This window comes from Micromonospora sp. NPDC049051, from assembly GCF_043197575.1.
Classification (GTDB): domain Bacteria; phylum Actinomycetota; class Actinomycetes; order Mycobacteriales; family Micromonosporaceae; genus Micromonospora.
The window spans coordinates 1029391-1048444 of record NZ_JBICTL010000001.1 but is presented as its reverse complement, the minus strand read 5'-3'; the positions used below and the strand labels follow the sequence as shown (position 1 = coordinate 1048444).

Annotated in this window: 18 protein-coding genes and 1 pseudogene; 5 read left to right on the top strand and 14 right to left on the bottom strand. The window is 72.6% G+C overall.

Features of this window, described 5'->3' with window-relative positions:
• Positions 1-53 precede the first annotated feature (53 nt).
• From ACGFIR_RS05040 to ACGFIR_RS05030, 3 genes are read right to left on the bottom strand one after another with little or no spacing between them, the layout of a single operon-like run.
• Positions 54-971: a sugar ABC transporter permease gene (locus tag ACGFIR_RS05040; RefSeq protein WP_393001367.1), complete on the bottom strand. Its 918-nt coding sequence runs from the start codon at positions 969-971 to the stop codon at positions 54-56.
• 5 nt (positions 972-976) lie between these two features.
• Positions 977-2617, bottom strand: a complete 1641-nt coding sequence (locus ACGFIR_RS05035; RefSeq protein WP_393143281.1) for an ABC transporter permease subunit — start codon at positions 2615-2617, stop codon at positions 977-979.
• On the bottom strand, positions 2617-3870 hold the full coding sequence (locus ACGFIR_RS05030; protein ID WP_393000254.1) for an extracellular solute-binding protein: 1254 nt from the start codon (positions 3868-3870) through the stop codon (positions 2617-2619). Before ACGFIR_RS05030 ends, ACGFIR_RS05035 begins: the two co-directional genes overlap by 1 nt.
• Before the next feature lie 202 nt (positions 3871-4072).
• Here ACGFIR_RS05030 and ACGFIR_RS05025 point away from each other — a divergent pair, with 202 nt between their 5' ends.
• From ACGFIR_RS05025 to ACGFIR_RS05015, 3 genes and pseudogenes are all read left to right on the top strand, one after another.
• The gene (locus ACGFIR_RS05025) at positions 4073-5161 is read left to right on the top strand and encodes a LacI family DNA-binding transcriptional regulator (protein ID WP_393000256.1); all 1089 of its coding nucleotides are present in this window, start codon (positions 4073-4075) and stop codon (positions 5159-5161) included.
• 187 nt (positions 5162-5348) lie between these two features.
• Positions 5349-6983 (top strand): glycoside hydrolase family 13 protein, encoded by a 1635-nt coding sequence (locus ACGFIR_RS05020; protein WP_393143279.1) that lies wholly within the window; start codon positions 5349-5351, stop codon positions 6981-6983.
• 103 nt (positions 6984-7086) lie between these two features.
• Positions 7087-7182 (top strand): annotated as a pseudogene (locus ACGFIR_RS05015) (hypothetical protein); the annotation flags it as partial.
• A 22-nt stretch (positions 7183-7204) separates the two neighbouring features.
• On the opposite strand, the gene ACGFIR_RS05010 reads toward ACGFIR_RS05015, so the two are convergent.
• From ACGFIR_RS05010 to ACGFIR_RS04985, 6 genes are all read right to left on the bottom strand, one after another.
• On the bottom strand, positions 7205-7648 hold the full coding sequence (locus tag ACGFIR_RS05010) for a hypothetical protein (protein WP_393000260.1): 444 nt from the start codon (positions 7646-7648) through the stop codon (positions 7205-7207).
• 161 nt (positions 7649-7809) lie between these two features.
• Entirely contained in the window at positions 7810-8196 is a 387-nt protein-coding gene (locus ACGFIR_RS05005; RefSeq protein ID WP_393143278.1) for a GntR family transcriptional regulator, read from the bottom strand.
• Positions 8193-9116, bottom strand: coding sequence for a YihY/virulence factor BrkB family protein (locus tag ACGFIR_RS05000; protein WP_393000265.1), 924 nt, complete (start codon positions 9114-9116; stop codon positions 8193-8195). The genes ACGFIR_RS05005 and ACGFIR_RS05000 overlap by 4 nt, the downstream gene beginning before the upstream one ends.
• An 11-nt stretch (positions 9117-9127) precedes the next feature.
• On the bottom strand, positions 9128-9685 hold the full coding sequence (locus tag ACGFIR_RS04995) for a 2'-5' RNA ligase family protein (RefSeq protein WP_393000267.1): 558 nt from the start codon (positions 9683-9685) through the stop codon (positions 9128-9130).
• A gap of 47 nt (positions 9686-9732) precedes the next feature.
• On the bottom strand, positions 9733-10758 hold the full coding sequence (gene trpS, locus ACGFIR_RS04990) for a tryptophan--tRNA ligase (RefSeq protein WP_393000269.1): 1026 nt from the start codon (positions 10756-10758) through the stop codon (positions 9733-9735).
• 33 nt (positions 10759-10791) lie between these two features.
• Positions 10792-11817: a hemolysin family protein gene (locus ACGFIR_RS04985; protein WP_393000271.1), complete on the bottom strand. Its 1026-nt coding sequence runs from the start codon at positions 11815-11817 to the stop codon at positions 10792-10794.
• Between the two features lie 175 nt (positions 11818-11992).
• Between ACGFIR_RS04985 and galE the strand changes: the two genes are divergently transcribed.
• Entirely contained in the window at positions 11993-12976 is a 984-nt protein-coding gene (gene galE / locus ACGFIR_RS04980) for a UDP-glucose 4-epimerase GalE (RefSeq protein ID WP_393000273.1), read from the top strand.
• Positions 12973-14133 (top strand): galactokinase, encoded by a 1161-nt coding sequence (gene galK / locus ACGFIR_RS04975; protein ID WP_393143276.1) that lies wholly within the window; start codon positions 12973-12975, stop codon positions 14131-14133. Before galE ends, galK begins: the two co-directional genes overlap by 4 nt.
• An 85-nt stretch (positions 14134-14218) precedes the next feature.
• On the opposite strand, the gene ACGFIR_RS04970 is transcribed toward galK, so the two are convergent.
• From ACGFIR_RS04970 to ACGFIR_RS04950, 5 genes are all read right to left on the bottom strand, one after another.
• Positions 14219-15556: a sulfate adenylyltransferase subunit 1 gene (locus ACGFIR_RS04970; protein WP_393000277.1), complete on the bottom strand. Its 1338-nt coding sequence runs from the start codon at positions 15554-15556 to the stop codon at positions 14219-14221.
• Positions 15556-16467 (bottom strand): sulfate adenylyltransferase subunit CysD, encoded by a 912-nt coding sequence (cysD, locus tag ACGFIR_RS04965; RefSeq protein WP_393000279.1) that lies wholly within the window; start codon positions 16465-16467, stop codon positions 15556-15558. The genes ACGFIR_RS04970 and cysD overlap by 1 nt, the downstream gene beginning before the upstream one ends.
• 80 nt (positions 16468-16547) lie before the next feature.
• A complete protein-coding gene (locus tag ACGFIR_RS04960) occupies positions 16548-17378 on the bottom strand; it encodes an inositol monophosphatase family protein (RefSeq protein ID WP_393000281.1) in 831 nt (276 codons plus the stop codon).
• A gap of 102 nt (positions 17379-17480) precedes the next feature.
• Positions 17481-18071, bottom strand: a complete 591-nt coding sequence (pth, locus tag ACGFIR_RS04955; protein WP_393143754.1) for an aminoacyl-tRNA hydrolase — start codon at positions 18069-18071, stop codon at positions 17481-17483.
• Positions 18072-18176: 105 nt separating this feature from the next.
• On the bottom strand, positions 18177-18866 hold the full coding sequence (locus ACGFIR_RS04950) for a 50S ribosomal protein L25/general stress protein Ctc (protein WP_366640891.1): 690 nt from the start codon (positions 18864-18866) through the stop codon (positions 18177-18179).
• Positions 18867-19054 lie beyond the last annotated feature (188 nt).

The window sequence follows — 19054 nt, the reverse complement described above, 5'->3', positions numbered from 1 at the left end:
CCGTGACTGCTCCGGTGTACGTCGGACGCCGACGCCCTTGCCGCAGCTCTGTTTCAGCCCTTGACGGCTCCGGCGGTCAGGCCGGAGACGATGTAGCGCTGGACCATCTGGAAGACCAGCACCGTGGGGATCGCGGTGAGCAGGGTGCCCGCCGCGAAGATCCCGAAGTTGTTGTTGCGCTCGCCGGCCACCAGGCCGAACATGCCGACCGCGAGCGTCTTCGACTCGCTGTTGGTGAGGAAGACGTTCGCCATCAGGAACTCGTTGATGGTGCCGATGAAGGCGAGCAGGCCGGTCACCGCCAGGATCGGCGCCACCAGCGGCAGCATGATCCGGAAGAAGACCTGGGCGTGGCTGGCGCCGTCCATGGTGGCCGACTCGTCCAGTTCCCGGGGGAGCGTGTCGAAGAAGCCCTTCATCAGCCAGGTGTTCACGCCCAGCGCGCCGCCCAGGTAGAGCAGCAGCAGGCCCCACGGGGTGTTGAAGCCGATCGCCGGCCACAGGTCGGTGACCGTCGTGAAGATCAGGAAGATCGCCACGATGGCCAGGAACTGCGGGAACATCTGGATCAGCAGGAGCGAGAGCAGCCCGACCCGGCGCCCGGCGAAGCGCATCCGGGAGAAGGCGTACGCGGCCAGCGCCGAGAGGAAGACCGACGCGAACGAGGCCACCCCGGCGATGAGCAGCGAGTTGAGGAACCACCAGCCGAACGCCGTACGGTCGAACAGGTTCGTGAAGTTCTCCACCGACGCCCCGGTCGGCACCAGCTCCGTCGAGGAGAGCGTGCCGAGCGGGTTGAGTGCCGCCGAGAGCACGAACAGGATCGGGAAGAGGCTGAACGCGACGGCCAGTACGCCCACCAGGTGCCGCCAGCCGACCTGGGCGAACCACCGGTTGCGGCCCCGGCCCGCGGTGCGGTTGGCGGCCGGGGCGGCGCCGGTCGCGCCGCCCGCGACCGGAGTGCCGTGCAGCGCGGTCACGAGTACACCTCCTCCTGCTTACGGGTGCGCCGGAAGCTCACCGCCGACACCACCGCCACGATGGTGAAGATGAAGATCGACACCGCCGCCGCCAGGCCGAACTGGGCGCCCTGCGCGCCGAAGGCCAGCCGGTACGTGTACGTGATCAGCAGGTCGGTCGCCCCCGCGGTCGGGTTGTCCGCCGGGAAGGGGCCGCCCTCGGTGGTCAGGTAGATCGCGTTGAAGTTGTTGAAGTTGTACGCGAACGACGCGATCAGCAGCGGGGAGAGCGCGACCAGCAGCAGCGGCAGGGTGACCGACCGGAACGACTGCCACGGCGACGCGCCGTCGACCGAGGACGCCTCGGTCAACTCCTTCGGAATGGCCTGGAGCGCGCCCGTGGCGACCAGGAACATGTACGGGTAGCCGAGCCAGAGCTGCACCAGGACCACCGCGGCCCGGGCCGACCACTCCTGGCCGAACCAGTCCACCCCGAGCCCGAACAGGTTGTTGATCAGGCCGAAGTCGGTGTTGAACATGTCCCGCCAGACCAGCAGCATCGCGAAGGACGGCATGGCGTACGGCAGGATCAGCAGGATGCGGTAGAAGTTGGTGCCGCGCATCCGTGGCGAGTGCAGGGCCAGGGCGATGAACATGCCCAGGAGGAACGTGCCGCCGGTGGAGCCGATGGCGAAGGCGAAGTTCCACAGCAGCGTGCCGAAGAACGGCTCCGAGATGGCCGGATCGGTGAGTACCCGGGAGAAGTTCTTCAGCCCGACGGTGACCTTCCAGCCCTGGGCCAGCCGCTCGCCGTCGGCGGCCACGAAGGCGCCGGTCGCCTCGTCCGCCGTCCAGGTCCTGCCGGTCTCGGTGTCCCTGACGCAGTCGCAGTCGGCGTCGTACGCCCGGACCGCCTTGCCCTCGTAGGCGCGGGACAGGCCGGCGGAGCGCAGCGCGCCCCCGGACGTCGGCACGACCAGGTCGGTGATCTCCTGGCTGCGGGCGCTGGCCTGGCCGAAGTTGAGCACCGTGTAGCCGTCGGCGGCGGTGACCTTGCCGCCCGGGGCCACGGTGACGCCGGCCGGGTCGAGCTGGCGCAGCCCGGCGGCGTCGCCGGCCGAGACGGTGCCGGTGCCCGGGTCGCTGACCAGGAAGACGAGCGGTCCGGTCGCCGGGTCGCCCTGGGTGGCGACGGAGAGGGCGTACTCGGTGGAGCCGGGCACCTGCTTGACCGAGGCGGTCTGGATGGCGACGACGGCGTCCTCCTTGGTGCCCCGGTGGCCGTCGCCGAAGTTCGTGAAGGCGGTGCTCGCCGTGTAGAGCACCGGGACGATCTGGAACGCGATCAGGAAGAGCGTGCCGGGGACCAGGTACTTCGCCGGGACGTGCCGGCGGGTCAGGTAGAGGTAGAAGAGCCCGGCGGTGGTGGCGGTCAGCAGGGCCAGCCCGGCCCACTTCTCGGCCTCGATGAGCGGGAAGGCCGCCCAGACCGCGATCCCGGCGGTCAGGCCGAGCAGGAGCACCTTGACGAGCAGACCCGTCACGGTGATCGGCGCGTGGTGCCGCGCGGCGCGGGGCTTGCCCGGGAGCCCGGGATCGACGGGCTCCCGGCCCGGGGGCTGGGTGGCAGCCCCCGGGCCGGACAGCGACGTGCTCATTACTTGATCTGGGCGGAGATCGTCTTGCCGGCCGCGGTGATCGTCTTGGCCGGGTCGGCGCCGCCGATGATGGCGGCCTCGGCCTTGCCGAACGGGTCCCAGATGGTGGCCATGGCCGGGATCGCCGGGAGCACCTGGCCGTTCTTGCCGGCCTCCTGGAACTTGGCCAGGTCCGGGTCGGTGCCCTTGACCTGGTCGAGCGCGGCGGTCAGCGCCGGCGGGCGGGGCTCGGCGTTGTAGAGCGCCACGGCCAGGTCGGTGGTGGTGACGTGGTTGGCCACGAACTCCTGGGCCAGGGCCTTGTTCTTGCCCTTGGAGGCCACGTAGAACGCCTGCACGCCCACGAACGGCTGGGCCTCCTTGCCACCGGCGAAGCCGGGGACCGGGGAGATGTCGTAGGAGATGTTGGCCTTCTTGGCGTCCGCGATGGCCCACGGGCCGGAGACCAGGTAGGCGCACTTCTTGCCGGTGAACGTGGCGATCGAGTTCTCGCCGGTGATCGAGCGCTTCAGCGCGCCGTCGCCCTTCTCACCGAGCTTGGCGATCTTCTGGAAGGCCGCGATCGACTCGGGCTTGCCCACGCCCAGGTCCTTCGGGTCGTAGTCGCCGTTGGGGGCCGTGCCGAAGAGGTACCCGCCGGCGGAGGTGTAGAGCGGGTAGATGTGGTAGGCGTCGCCGTTCTGGCCGGACTGGAGGCAGAGGATCTCGCTGGCCTTCTTCTCGGCCTTGAGCTTCTTGCCGGCGGCCACGAGGTCCTCGATGGTCTTCGGCGCCTCGGGGGCCAGCTCGGTGTTGCGGATCAGCGCCAGGTTCTCCATGGCGTAGGGCACGCCGTAGATCTGACCGTTGAACGTGACGGCCTTGACCGCGGTCTCGTTGAAGCCGCTCTTCTGCTCGGCGGCGAGCTGCACGGGGTCGATGGCGCCGTTCTGGACGAGGTTGCCGATCCAGTCGTGCGCGCCGACGACGACGTCCGGGCCGCTGCCCTGCTGCGAGGCGGTGACGAAGTTGGTCTGGAGGTCCTTGGAGACGGCCTGGACCTCGACCGTGACGCCGTTCTCCTGGCCGAACTTCTCGGCGAACGGCTTGAGGGCGGCGGTGCGCTTGTCGTCGGCCCAGATCACCAGCTTGCCGCCGGTGGCGGCCTTGGTGGATTCCTTCGCGGCCGGTTCGTCGCTGCTGTCGCTGCCGCAGCCCGAGGCGGCGAGCGCCAGGCCGAGGACGGCGACCACACCCGCGGTACGGATGCGCATCGGTACTCCTGTCGTCATGGCGGCACGCCGGGGGAAGGGCGTTCCCGCCAGTGGAAACCTCTCGAAAATTTCTTGCCAACCGGCGCCCGGCGTGCTGCGCCGCTGCTCTCGCGTGTTGCGGGGACGTTAGCAAGAGGTTTCAGAGAATGGAAGGGCTTGCAGAAGTGTACGCAAGAAGTTGCCCGTGAGCTAAAGTGCGCCCATGCGCGCTCGACTGTCCGACATCGCCCAACAGGCCGAAGTCAGCGAGGCCACGGTGTCGCGGGTGCTCAACGACCGCCCGGGAGTGGCGCCCGAGACCCGGCAGGCCGTACTCACCGCCCTCGACGTGCTCGGCTACGAGCGCCCGGCCCGGCTGCGCAAGCGCAGCGCCGGGCTCGTGGGCCTGGTGGTGCCCGAGCTCGACAACCCGATCTTCCCCGCCTTCGCCCAGGTGATCGAGTCGACCCTGGCGCAGAGCGGGTTCACCCCCGTGCTCTGCACCCAGACCCCCGGCGGGGTCACCGAGGACGAGTACGTCGAGATGCTGCTGGACCGGCAGGTCTCCGGGATCGTCTTCGTCTCCGGCCTGCACGCCGACACGGCCGCCAACCACGACCGCTACCGGGCCCTGATCGCCCGCCCGCTGCCCGTCGTGATGATCAACGGGTACGCGCCCGGCATCCCCGCGCCCTTCGTCTCCTGCGACGACGGCGAGGCCACCGAGCTGGCCGTGGCCCATCTCGTGGCGCTCGGGCACCGTCGCATCGGCCTGATCACCGGCCCGGACCGGTTCGTGCCGGTGCAGCGCCGGGTGGCCGGCTTCCGGGCCGCCACGGGCCGGCTGCTCGGCGTCAGCGAGGGCGGCCTCGACGAGCTGGCCGAGCTCTCCCTGTTCGGTGTGGAGGGTGGCGAGGCCGCCGCCGCCCGGCTGCTGGAGCGCGGCGTCACCGGCATCGTCTGCGGCTCCGACCTGATGGCGCTCGGCGCGATCCGGGCCGCCCGGCAGCGCGGCATGTCCGTCCCGGGCGAGCTGTCGGTGGTCGGCTACGACGACTCCCCGCTGATGGCCTTCACCGACCCACCGCTGACCACCATGCGCCAGCCGGTCGCCGCGATGGCGGTCGCCGCCGTCCGGGCCCTGGTCGACGAGATCAACGGGCACGCCGCCCCGCACTCGGAGTACGTGTTCCGCCCGGAGCTGGTGGTGCGCGGCTCCACCGCGGTCGCCCCCACCGCCGCCGCGCCGCCGGCCCCGGGCGGCGCCACCCGGCAGCGCCCCACCCCGTCCGCGCTCGTCGTCCCGGCCTGACCGCTCACCCTTCCCCGTGAAACAGGCGGGCGAGGGCCGTCAGTTCGCCGCCCGGCCGATGCCAGTTCTTGCGCAAGAACTGCTTGACTCTTGCAGTAGCGAGCGGCATTCTGCTCAGACACCACTCCGCACCCCGCGTCGCGCCGGGTGCCGCCCTCCCGCGCCACAGAAACGGGGAACGCCACCGATGACCGTCAGCAACCCCTCGCCGCTGACCTCCGACGACGACTGGTGGCGCTCCGCGGTCGTCTACCAGGTCTACGTACGCAGCTTCGCCGACTCGAACGGCGACGGCGTCGGCGACCTCCAGGGCATCCGCGAGCGCCTGCCGTACCTGCGTGACCTCGGCGTGGACGCGCTCTGGCTGACCCCCTTCTACACCTCGCCGATGATCGACGGCGGGTACGACGTCGCCGACTACCGCGACGTCGACCCGATGTTCGGCACCCTCACCGACTTCGACGCGATGATCACCGACGCGCACGCCCTGGGCCTGCGGATCATCGTCGACCTGGTGCCCAACCACACCTCCAGCGCGCACCCGTGGTTCCAGGCCGCGCTGGCCGCCGGTCCGGGCTCCGCCGAGCGCGAGCGCTACCTCTTCGCCGAGGGGCGGGGCGAGCACGGCGAGCTGCCGCCGAACGACTGGGAGAGCATCTTCGGCGGCCCCGCCTGGACGCGGATCGACGACGGCCAGTGGTACCTGCACCTGTTCGACCCGGCCCAGCCGGACCTGAACTGGCGGCACCCGGAGGTCCGGACCGAGTTCGAGGGCGTCCTGCGCTTCTGGCTCGACCGGGGCGTGGACGGCTTCCGGATCGACGTGGCGCACGGCATGATCAAGGCCGAGGGGCTGCCGGACGTCGGGTTCAACTCGATGACCACCGGTCAGCGCCAGGCGGAGCTGCTCGGCAAGGGCCGGCTCCCCTACTTCGACCAGGACGAGGTGCACGAGATCTACCGCGCCTGGCGGCCGATCCTGGACAGCTACCCGGGCGGCCGGATGGCGGTCGCCGAGGCGTGGGCCGAGACCCCGGAGCGCCTCGCCCGCTACATCGGCCCGGACGAGCTGCACCAGGCGTTCAGCTTCGACTTCCTCGACGCGACCTGGTCGGCCGACTCGTTCCGCAAGGTCATCGACACCGCCCTGGCCGAGGCGACCATCGTCGGCGCCCCCACCACCTGGGTGCTCTCCAACCACGACAAGAAGCGGCACGTCACCCGCTACGGCGACGGCGCCGAGGGCCTGCGCCGGGCGCGCGCGGCCAGCCTGCTGATGCTGGCCCTGCCCGGGTGCGCCTACCTCTACCAGGGCGAGGAGCTGGGCCTGCCGGAGGTGCTCGACCTGCCGGACGAGCTGCGCCAGGATCCGGCGTTCCTGCGCACCGGCGAGAGCCGGGACGGTTGCCGCGTACCGATCCCGTGGAGCGGCGAGCTGGCCCCGTACGGCTTCGGGCCGGCCGGCAGCGAACTGAGCTGGCTGCCGGCGCCGGCGACCTGGCGGGACCTCTCGGTCGCCGCCCAGACCGGCGTGCCCGGCTCGACGCTGGAGCTCTACCGCACCGCGCTGCGGATCCGCCGGGAGCACCCGGCGCTGGCCGCCGACGCGGGCGGGGTCACCTGGTTGGAGGCCGGGCCGGGCGTGCTCGCCTTCAGCCGTGCCGCCGGCGACACCGTGCTGACCTGCGTGGTCAACATCAGCGGTGCCCCGGCCCTGATCGACGGGTACGGCACGCCGATCGCCGCCAGCGAGCCGCTCACCGGGCAGGGCTCCGGTCATCTGCTCGGAGTCGACGCGGCAGCCTGGTTCGAACGGCGCTGAGCGGGTAACCCGTCATCGACCTGGTCGTCCGTTGTGCCCCGCGCCGACGGGCGACTGGGCAACGACCCCTTGTGGTGGGGGGTGAGGTGGCGCCGGCGCCTCCGGAGTCCGCTCCGGTGGCGCCGGCGTCCTCGACGTGCTCGCCGACCCGGAGGGCAACGAGTTCTGCGTCCTGCACCGGCCCCCGGTCCGCCCCTGAGCCGTCGCCGGGGGCCGCCGGCTCAGGCCGGCTCTCCGGTCAGCTTCGCGGCGATGCGGCGGAAGCCGGCCCGCAGCTCGGCCTCGGTGGGCGGGGCGACCGGCTCCGCGTGGTCGGCCTCCTCGGCCGCCGCCTCCAGTTCGTCGTCGATGGTGTCCTCGAAGTCGCCGTAGAGGTCGGCCCCCTCGATCTGTGCCGCCTCGTCCTCGGCGGCGATCTGCGCCGCGGCGATCTCGCCCCGGATCTCCTCGGCCGAGACCGCCGGCAACAGCGGCTCGACCACCGCCATCAGCTGTTCCTCGGCCACGATCGCCTCGGCGAGCGCGAGGGCGTGCGGCCGCTCGTAGGGGCCGCACACCACCGGCTCCCACTCGTCGGCGTCGCCGAGCGGGCCGAAGGTGATGATCCACGGCAGGCCGAGCATCGGCGAGTCGTCCGGCAGGTCCAGTGTCACGAGTGCGCCCACGCGCCCATCATGTCCACGGCGCCGGACGCCCGGGAAGCCATTCCCGCCATTCCCCCTCCCGCGCACACGTCGGCACGGGCTCCGTCAGGCCGGTCGCCGTGCCCACGCCGAACCGGCCTCCGCTGGTCGACACCCGCACGGGCAGGTGGCACGGGGCGCCGTCAGGCCGGTCGCGCCGCGTCCAGCGCCGCGCGGACCAGGGCGAGCGCCGCCGACGGCGGCACTCCCAGCCGGGCGGCCTCGGCGGCATAGTCGGCCGCCATCCGCTGCAACCGGTCCGTCGCATCATCGCGGCCGGGTGCGACGAAGGTGCCGTGCCGGCCCCGGGTCTCCAGCAGACCGGCCGCCTCCAGCTCCCGGTAGGCCCGGGCCACCGTGTTGACCGCCAGCCCGAGGTCGGCCGCGAACCGTCGGACGGTCGGCAGCCGGGTGCCCACCGCCAACCGGCCCGTCCCGATCTGCGCCGCGAGCTGCCCACGCACCTGCTCGTACGGCGGGACCGCCGAGTCCTGGTCGACCGAGACGCGTACGCCCGCTCCCCCGCTCATCCGGCCCCGCCCGGAGTGCCGGGGTCCGTGTCCGCGTCCAGGTCGGCCGGCGCCGGACCCTCCGCCAGGTCCACCACCCGACCGCGCGGGCTGGTCGCGGCCAGTGCCGCGCCGAAGAGCACCAACTGGTTGAGCAGGTAGAGGTAGAGCAGCAGCCCCACGGCGCCCGCCACCACCGTGTACGCCGGGTTCCGCTCGGTGCGCACCACGTAGAAGCGCCCGACAGTGTTCAGCAGTGTGATGCCGACCGCGACCAGCAGTACCACCGGGCGCAGCCGGGACCGGCTCATCCGCAGCCTCGGCACCGCCACCAGCAGCAGGGTGGCCAGCACCGCGTTGACCAGCACGCTGAGCACCGCGCTGATCGTGGTCAGGCCGACCGAGCCGGTGCTGCGCAGCAGGAAGCGCAGCAGCGACTCCAGGGCGTCCACCGCCGCCACCGAGACGCCGAGCAGCACGAAGATGGCCACCAGTACGCCGAGGTCGACCAGGCGGCGGACCACCAGGTTGCCGGGCTGCTGGTTGAGCCCGTACATGAGCCGCTGGGAGGAGCGGATGGCCTCCACCCAGCCGATCCCGGTGAACGCCAGGATGATCAGACCGACCACCCCGACCGTGCCGCTGCTGTCGGCGATCTGCACCGGGTCGAGGAACGGCAGGTTCTCCCGGAGGAAGTCCGCGGCGGCCGCGCTGACCTCGTCGTTGTCCTCCAGGATGGCCCCGAAGATCGAGTACCCGACCAGCGCCAGCGCGAACACCGCGAAGAAGCCGTAGTAGGCGATCGCGGCGGCCAGCCGCCCACCCAGCACGTCGGTGTAGAGCACGCCGGCCCGCCACAGGTGGTCGGCCGCGCCCCACCGGCGGCGGGCGGCGCTGATCCGGCTCTCGATTCCCGCCTCGACACGGCCCAGCACGTTCACGCCGGGACCGCTCAGCCGCCCAGCCGGAAGTCCCGGCGCGGCTGCAACCGGGTCTGTCCGCTGTGCGAGAAGAGGGTGAACGCCTCCACCTCGAACAGCGCCGAGAAGTCCGCCAGGTCCTCGTACGCCCGGTCCAGCGCCTCGGGCGCGACGTCCTGGGCGACCGTGACGTGCGGGTGGTACGGGAAACGCGTCTCGCGGCGCAGTTCGGGGGCGGCCTGGATCGCGGCGGCGAGCAGCTCGCACTCGCTGATCCCGGCGGCCACCGCCACGAAGACGACCTGGGTCACCGGCCGGAACGTGCCGGTGCCCCGCAGGTGCAGGGTGAACGGCAGGTGGGCGGCGGCGACCGCGTCCAGGTGCCGTTCCACGGCCGGCAGCGCCGCCACCGGGATCTCGGTCGGCCCGAGCAGGGTCACGTGCGCGGGCACGGCCCTCGGGTCGCCGGCCTCGACCCGCCGCCGGGTGAGCATCCCGCCCCACGGCTCGGGGATGTCCACCGCGATGCCGATCTCGATGGTGTCACCGGCGTCCGGCGCCCCGTCCCTGCGATCCACGCTGTGCGTCATCCCTCCGGCCACCGACCCGTCCGCCCTTCACCCGCCGTGCCGGGGCGCTACTCGCCGCGCACCGGCGGGAAGAAGCCCACCCGCTCGTACACGGTGCGCAGCGTCGCGCCGGCGAGCACGCGGGCCTTCTCCGCGCCGGCGGCGAGCAGCTTGTCCAGCTGTGCCGGATCGTCGAGGTAGGCCCGGGTGCGTTCCTGGATCGGGCCGACGAACTCCCGCACCACCTCGCCGAGGTCCTTCTTCAGGTCGCCGTAGCCCTTGCCGGCGTACGCGGCGACCAGGTCGTCGACGCTCCGCCCGCTCAGCGCGGAGTAGATCGTCAGCAGGTTGGAGATGCCGGGCTTGGTCTCGGTGTCGAAGACGATCTCCCGCCCGGTGTCCGTGACCGCGGAGCGGATCTTCTTGGCCGAGCGGGCCGGATCCTCCAGCAGGTTGATGATGCCGGCCGGCGACGAGGACGACTTCGACATCTTCGCCGTCGGGTCCTGCAGGTCGGTGATCTTCGCGGTGTCCTTGACGATGTGCGGCGCGGGCACCGTCAGGGTCTGCCCGAACAGCGAGTTGAACCGCTGGGCCAGGTCGCGGGAGAGCTCCAGGTGCTGGCGCTGGTCCTCGCCCACCGGCACGGCGTTCGCCTGGTAGAGCAGGATGTCGGCGGCCTGCAGGATCGGGTAGGTGAACAGGCCGACGCTCGCCCGCTCGCCGCCCTGCTTCTGCGACTTGTCCTTGAACTGCGTCATCCGGCTCGCCTCGCCGAACCCGGTGATGCAGCCCAGCACCCAGGCGAGCTGCGAGTGCTCGGGCACCTGCGACTGCACGAAGAGCGTGCTGCGCTCCGGGTCGAGGCCGACGGCGAAGAGCTGGGCGGCGGCCATCCGGGAGCGCTGCATGAGCGTCTTCGGGTCGTGCCCGGCGGTGATCGCGTGCAGGTCGACGACGCAGTAGTAGGCGTCGTGGGTGTCCTGCAACGCCACCCAGTGCCGCACGGCGCCCAGGTAGTTGCCGAGGTGGAACGAGTCGGCCGTCGGCTGGATGCCGGAGAAGACGCGGGGGCGGGCGGGAACGTCGGGCATGGCGGCAATTCTGTCAGCAAGACCCGGTGCGCGTCATGACGGGCCGGCGGGTCGGCTCCGCCCGACCGGCGACGGGGCGGCGACCTCGCGTCGCGGCTCCGGCAGGCGTACGGCGGAGACCGTGAGCCGGGCCACCCGGCGCCCCTCGATCGTGAGCACCCGCAGCAGCCAGCCGCCGGCCGGGTCGTCGGGTTCCGCGCCGCCGTCGCCGGGCGGGCCGGGGGTCACCGCCACCTCGTCGCCGGCGACCGGCAGCCGGCCCAGCGCGGCCATCACGAAACCGCCGACCGTCTCGTACGGGCCGGGCGGCAGGCGGACCCCGGTGTGCTCGGCGAAGTCGGCGAGGTTGAGCCGGCCGTCCACCACGGCGGGCAGGCCCGCGTGCACCAGGTCGGGGTCGGTGTCGTACTCGTCGTGGATCTCCCCGATCAGTTCCTCGATGAGGTCCTCCAGGGTGACGATGCCGGCGGTGCCGCCGTACTCGTCGACGACCACGGCCAGGTGGTGGCGCTCCCGGCGCATCTCGCTGAGCGCGGCGAGCACCCGTTTGCTGCCGGGCAGCCGCTTCACCTCCCGGGTCAGCTCACCGACGGTGGTGCAGGGGTCGAGGTCGGGGCGGAGCAGCACGTCGCGCAGGTGCACGAAGCCGACCACGTCGTCGTGGGTCCCGTCCACCACCGGGTAGCGCGTGTGGGTCTCGGCCCGGACCAGCCGCTCCGCCTCGGCGATGGTGAGCCGGGCGGAGAGGAAGACGACCTCGGTGCGCGGCATCATCACCTCCCGGATCAGGCTCGCGCCCGCGACGAGCACCTCGTCGATGATCCGGCGCTCGACCGGGTCCAGCAGCGTGTTGGCGGCGACCAGGTCGCGCAGCTCCGCCTCGCTGATCCGCTCCCGGCCGGCCGCCGGGCTGGCGCCGAGCAGGGCCGTCACCGCCCGGGTGGCGGCGTCGGCGGCGCGCACCACCATCCGGGCGACGGCCCGGGGCAGCGGCCCCGGTTCGCGGCGTGGCCGGCTCGGGGCGCGTCGCCGCTGCCCGGGAGCACCCGCTTCCCGCATGACATCGATGGTAGACAGTGTCGGGCCGGCCGGCTGCCCATGTGCGACTCTGTTCGGACATGAGGGATCATGATGGGATGGCAAGCCGCCGGAGGGCGGTCACCACGCGACGGCCGGCCGTAGGGTGATCACGGGCACGGGCCGCGACCGGGCGGCCGGGCGGGAGGAGACCGACGTGAAACTGCTCGTCACCGGCGGCGCCGGTTTCATCGGCAGCGTGGTGACCCGGATGCTGCTGGACGCCGGCCACGAGGTGGTGGTTCTCGACGACCTGCGCACCGGCCACCGGGAGGCGCTCGCCCCCGACGCGACGTACGTCGACGCGCCCGTCCACGACGCCGCGCGGGTGCTCACCCCCGGCGCGGGTTTCGACGGGGTGCTGCACTTCGCCGCGCTGATCGCCGCCGGCGAGTCGATGGTCCGGCCCGAGCTGTACTGGCGGGTCAACACCGTCGGCTCGATCGCCCTCATCGACGCCGTCCGCGCCGCCGGGGTGCCCCGCCTGGTCTTCTCCTCCACCGCCGCCGTCTACGGCAACCCCACCGAGCTGCCCATCCCGGAGACCGCCGTCAAGGCCCCCACCAACACGTACGGCGCCACCAAGCTCGCCGTCGACATGGCCCTCACCTCGGAGGCGATCGGGCACGGCCTGGCCGCCGTCTCGCTGCGCTACTTCAACGTGGCCGGCGCGTACCTCGACGGCGACGTCGCGCTCGGCGAGCGGCACGACCCCGAGACCCACCTGATCCCCATCGCGCTGGAGGTGGCCGCCGGCCGGCGGGAGAAGCTCCAGCTCTTCGGCGACGACTACCCGACCGTCGACGGCACCTGCGTGCGCGACTACATCCACGTCGCCGACCTGGCCCGCGCCCACCTGCTGGCGCTCGGCGCGGCGACGGCCGGCCAGCACCGGATCTACAACCTGGGCAACGGCAACGGCTTCAGCAACCGGCAGGTGGTCGACGTGGTCCGCGAGGTCACCGGGCACCCCGTGCCGGTCGAGGTCGCGCCACGCCGCGAGGGCGACCCCGCCGAGCTGGTCGCGTCGTCCGCGCTCGCCCGCGAGGAACTGGGCTGGGAGCCGCGGAAGCCGACCCTGTCCGACATCGTCACCGACGCCTGGGCCTTCTACCGCACGCACGTCGCGGGGCCGCGGTGAGCGACGACGTCGCGGCCCGCGCCACCGCCGTCTTCCGCTCGGCGTACGGCGAGGCGCCCGCCGGCCGCTGGGCGGCTCCCGGCCGGGCGAACCTCATCGGCGAGCACACCGACTACAACGACGGCTTCGTCCTGCCCTTCGCCCTCCCGCTGCGTACGGTGGTGGCCGCCGCCCCGCAGCCCGGCGACACCTGGACGGTCCGCTCCGAACTCACCGGCGCGACGGTCACCTTCGGCGCCGACGAGGTCGCCGAACCTGGCCGGGTCACCGGCTGGGGCGCGTACGTGGCCGGGGTCCTCTGGGCGCTGCGGGAGGCCGGGCACCCCGTGCCCGGCGCGCGGCTGGCGATCGCCTCCGACGTGCCGCTCGGCGCGGGGCTGTCCTCCTCGGCCGCGCTGGAGGCCGCCGTGCTGGCCGCCCTGGCCGACCTGGGCGGGCTTGAACTGCCCGCCGCGCGGCGGCCCCGGCTGGCCCAGCGGGCCGAGAACGACTACGTCGGCGCGCCGACCGGGATCATGGACCAGTCGGCGGTGATCCGCTGCCGCGCCGGGCACGCCCTCTTCCTGGACTGCCGCGACGAGTCCGTCGAGCACGTCCCGTTCGACCTGGACGCCGCCGGCCTGGCCGTGCTGGTGGTCGACAGCCGGGCCCCGCACCGGCACGCCGACGGCGAGTACGCCGCCCGCCGCGCGTCCTGCGAACGGGCCGCCCGGCTGCTCGGCGTCGCGGCGCTGCGCGCCGTCCCCGCCGACGGGATGGCCGACGCCCTGGCCCGGCTCGACGACCAGGAGACCCGCCGCCGGGTGCGGCACGTCGTCACCGAGAACCAACGGGTCCTCGACACCGTCGCGTTGCTGCGCGCCGGCCGGGTACGCGAGATCGGCCCGCTGCTGACCGCCTCGCACGCCTCGATGCGCGACGACTTCGAGATCACCGTCCCGGAGGTCGACACCGCCGTCGAGGCGGCCCTCGCCGCCGGCGCGCTCGGTGCCCGGATGACCGGCGGCGGCTTCGGCGGCTGCGTCCTCGCCCTGGTCGACGCGGAACGGGCCGACGCGGTCGCCGCCGCCGTCACGGCCGCCTACGCCGAGCGGGGCTTCGCCACGCCCGGCCACGTCACCGTCCGGCCCGCCCCGGGTGCCACCCGGCTGGACTGAGCCGGGACTCCCTCCGCCGGGCCGGGCGCGGGACGCGAGACGGCTGGGCCGCATGCCGCGGGCGGGCCGGCGCCCGCCCGCGGGATCACTGGGCTTCGACGATCATCCCCGCGCCGACGGTGCGGTTGGTGGTCTCGTCGATGATCACGAAGCCGCCGGTGGTGCGGTTGCGGCGGTACTCGTCCGCGAGCAGCGGCACGGTGGTCCGCAGCCGCACCCGGCCGATCTCGTTGAGCCCCAGCCCGCCTGCGGACTCGTCGCGGTGCAGCGAGTTGATGTCCAGCCGGTAGTGCAGCGCCCGCACGATCGCCCGCGCCGAGCGGGTGGTGTGCTTGATCGCGTACTTCCCGCCGACCTGGAGCGGACGGGTCTCGTCCATCCAGCAGACCATCGCCTCGATGTCCTGCGACACCGTCGGGGCGTTGTTCGGGCGGCAGATCATGTCGCCCCGGGAGATGTCGATCTCGTCTTCGAGGCGTACGGTCACCGACATCGGCGGGAACGCCTCCGCGACCGGCCCGTCGGCGGTCTCCACCGCGGCGATCCGGCTGGTGAACCCGGACGGCAGCACCATCACCTCGTCGCCCGGCTTGAGCACCCCGGAGGCGACCTGCCCGGCGTAGCCCCGGTAGTCGGTGACGGTGGTCGACTGCGGGCGGATCACGTACTGCACCGGGAAGCGCACGTCGACCAGGTTGCGGTCGCTGGCGATGTGCACCCGCTCCAGGTGGTGCAGCAGCGACGGGCCCTCGTACCAGGGCATGTTCTCCGACCGGGCGACGATGTTGTCGCCGCGCAGCGCGGAGACCGGCACCACGGTCAGGTCGGGCACGTCGAGCTTCGCGGCGAAGGCCGTGAACTCGTCCGCGATCCGCTCGAAGACCTCCTGCGAGAAGTCGACCAGGTCCATCTTGTTGACGCAGAGGACCAGGTGCGGCACCCGCAGCAGCGAGCAGAGGAACGCGTGCCGGCGGGACTGCTCGACCAGGCCCTTGCGGGCGTCCACCAGGATCAGCGCCAGGTCGGCCGTCGACGCCCCGGTGACCATGTTCCGCGTGTACTGGATGTGCCCCGGGGTGTCCGCGATGATGAACTTCCGCCGGGGGGTGGCGAAGTAGCGGTAGGCCACGTCGATCGTGATGCCCTGCTCGCGCTCGGCCCGCAGGCCGTCGGTGAGCAGCGCCAGGTTCGTGTACTCGTCGCCCCGCGCTGCGCTGACCGCCTCGACGGCGGCGAGCTGGTCGGTGAAGAGCGACTTCGTGTCGTAGAGCAGCCGGCCGATCAGGGTCGACTTGCCGTCGTCCACGCTGCCCGCGGTGGCGAAGCGCAGCAGGTCCATCGGCCGGATCTCCGGCCCGGCCCCGGCGGCGGCCCGGCCGTCCGTCGTGTTCGCGCCGTCCGGGGCGACGGTCTCGGTGCTCATCAGAAGTAGCCCTCCCGCTTGCGGTCCTCCATGGCGGCCTCGCTGACCCGGTCGTCGCCGCGGGTCGCGCCGCGCTCGGTGATCCGGGTGGCGGCGACCTCCTCGATGACCTTCTCGACCGTGTCGGCGTCGGAACGGACCGCCGCGGTGCAGGACGCGTCGCCCACCGTGCGGTAGCGCACCCGCGCCTTGAACCGGTCCTCGCCGGCCCGGGGACGGAAGAACTCGTTGACCGCGTAGAGCATCCCGTCGCGCTCGACCACCTCGCGCTCGTGCGCGTAGTAGATCGACGGCAGGGCGATGCGCTCACGGGCGATGTAGTGCCAGACGTCCAGCTCGGTCCAGTTGGACAGGGGGAAGACGCGGATCGACTCGCCCGGGTGGTGGCGGCCGTTGTACAGCGCCCACAGCTCCGGGCGCTGGTTCTTCGGGTCCCACTGGCCGAACTCGTCGCGGAAGCTGAACACCCGCTCCTTGGCGCGGGCCTTCTCCTCGTCGCGCCGGGCGCCGCCGAAGAGCGCGTCGAAGCGGTGCTTCTCGACCGCCTCCAGCAGCACCGGCGTCTGGATCCGGTTGCGCATCCCGTCGGCCGACTCGCGCACCAGCCCGCTGGCCAGCGCCTCCGGCACACTCGCCACCACCAGTTGCAGCCCCAGCTCGGCGACCCGCTGGTCGCGGTATTCGAGCACCTCGGGGAAGTTGTGCCCGGTGTCCACGTGCATGACCGGGAACGGGATGTTGGCCGGGGCGAACGCCTTCTGGGCCAGCCGGAGCATCACGATCGAGTCCTTGCCGCCCGAGAAGAGCAGCACCGGCCGCTCCATCTCGGCGACCACCTCGCGCATCACGAAGATGCTCTCGGCCTCCAACGCGTCGAGGTGCGACACCTGGTAGGCGGCGGGGGCGGTCATGACACGGGCTCGTTTCGCTCGAATCCGCTCATCGTATTCCAGACCTTTCCGGTCGGGCATGCCAAGAAGTGCCGCTCAGGCTACCCGGAATGCCGCTGCAGCGCTGCAAGCAACCGACTGGCGAGATCCGCACGGCAGACCAGCAGGTCCGGCAGGCGCGGATCCGCCTCGTTGTATCTCAGCGCAGAACCGTCGATCCGGGAAGCGTGCAGCCCCGTGGCCGTCGCCACAGCGACCGGCGCGGCCGAGTCCCACTCGTACTGGCCGCCCGCGTGGATGTAGGCGTCCACCTCACCGGTGACGACCGCCGCGATCTTCGCCCCGGCCGATCCCATCGGCACCAGGTGCGCCCCGACATCCTCCGCCAGGTCGGTCAGGAACACCGGCGGCCGGCTCCGGCTCGCCGCCAGGCGGATCGTCCGTCCGCCGGGTGCCGCCGCCTCCACCGTCGCCTGCGGGTACGCCGGCGGATAGTCGGTGCCCAGCACCCGTTGCTGCGCCGGCAGCCCGACCGCGCCCGCGACCAGCCCGTGCGGCGTCGGCGCCGTACGCGACCAGAGCGCCACGTGCACCGCCCAGTCCGAACGGCCCTCCTCGGAGAACTCCCGGGTGCCGTCCAACGGGTCGATGATCCACACCCGGTCGGCGGTCAGCCGGGACACCGCCTCGGCGTTCACCTCCGCCGCCCACGCCAGCCGCGAGCCCTCGTCCTCCTCGGAGAGGACCGCGTCGTCCGGCCGCCACTTCGCCAGCTCCGTACGGATGAGGTCGTGCGAGACCTTGTCGCCCGCCGAACGCAACGCCCCCGCGTCCGCGAAGCCCATCTCGGCGCGCAGGCCGAGCAGCGCCTGACCGGCCCGGGCCGCCAGCCACCGGGCGAAAGCCCCGTCGATCGTCGGAGGACTGCCCATGCTCCTGCTCCCGTCGCCTCGCCACGCCGCGGCACGCCGCGCCGACGATCCGCCCCGGCGGTCGCCGCGCGCCGAAAGGCGAAGACTACCTGGCCCCGGCGCTCACACCCCGTGGTAGAGGTTCTGCGTCGGCTCCACGCCCCTGGTGATCACCGACTCCACCACGTCCGCGACCCGGTCCACCAGGAACTCCAGCTCCTTGCGCTCCGCCGCGCCGAAATCCGACAGTACGTAGTCCGCCGGGTCCTGCCGCCCCGGCGGCCGGCCGATGCCGAACCGCACCCGGACGTACTCCTTCGTGCCCAGCGACTTCGACATCGACCGCAGGCCGTTGTGTCCGCCCTCGCCGCCGCCGCACTTCACCCGGACCTGCCCGTAGCCGATGTCCAACTCGTCGTGCACCGCGATCACCCGGCCCGGCGGCACCTTGTGGAACTGGGCCAGGCCGGCCACCGGCCCGCCGGAGAGGTTCATGTACGTCAGCGGCTTGACCAGCACCAGCTTCGGCCCGCCGAACCCGAGCCGCCCCTCGGCGACCTCCGCCACCGCCCGCTTGTGCCGGCCGAACCTCGCGCCGAGCCGACCCGCCAGCAGGTCGGCCACCATGAAACCGACGTTGTGCCGGTTGCCGGCGTACTCCCGACCCGGGTTGCCCAGGCCGACCACCAGCCACGGCCCCGCCTCGTCCGTCACGCCCCGCCCCTCCCGCTGCTCGCCCTCGCTCATCCGCCCGGACACCGATACGCCGACAGGCGCCCCCGACCGCGCGGGGACGCCTGTCACGACGATGCGAACCGATCAGGCCTCGGTCTTGGCCTCGGCGTTCTCCTCGCCCTCGGCGGCCGGAGCCTCGGCGCCCTCGGCGGTCTCCTCGCCCACACCGGCCTCGGCCTCCTCGGCGGCCTCCTCGACCTCGGGGAGGGTGGCCTCGAGCTGCTCGGCGGTCGGCGCGGCGGTCACCGAGGCGACGGTCTGCTCCGCGTCGGCGGCCAGCTCGACGCCGGCCGGCAGCTCCACGTCGGCGGCGGTGACCTGCGTGCCGGCCTCCAGGCCCTCAATCGAGGCCTCCAGGTGGTCCGGCACCTTGGTCGCGTCGGCGGTGACCGACAGGGTGTCGTGGTCGTGCACGATCAGGGTGTCCTTCGCGGCCTCACCGGTCAGCTGGACCGGGACCTCGACGGTGACCTTCTCGCCCCGGCGGACCAGCAGCAGGTCCACGTGCTCGAAGGTGTCCTTGATCGGGTCACGCTGGATCGCCTTCGGCAGCGCGAGCACCTGGGTGCCGTCGCTGACCTCGATCGCGAAGAGCTGGTTGGCGCCACCCTTGCGGATCGCGGCGGCGAACTCGCGGGACGGCAACGCGATGTGCTTCGGCTTCTCGCCGTGGCCGTACAGCACGGCGGGCACCTTGCCGGCCCGGCGGGTACGACGGGCACCACCCTTGCCGAACTCGGTACGGGGCTCGGCGCTGATCTTTACCTCGGACACGGGGAAACTCCTGATGCTTTCGCTGCTGGCGGCTTGTCGTCTGGCGGTGCTGGGGCGAGGGGCTCGCTGGGGCTCATGCGTCGAGAACGACTGCCCGGAGCACCGCGTCGATGACGGCGCCTCCGTGCGGCGCTTCTCAGCGGCCCGCCGGGCACCCTCGCCGTGGCAACCGCACCAGTCTACCCGAG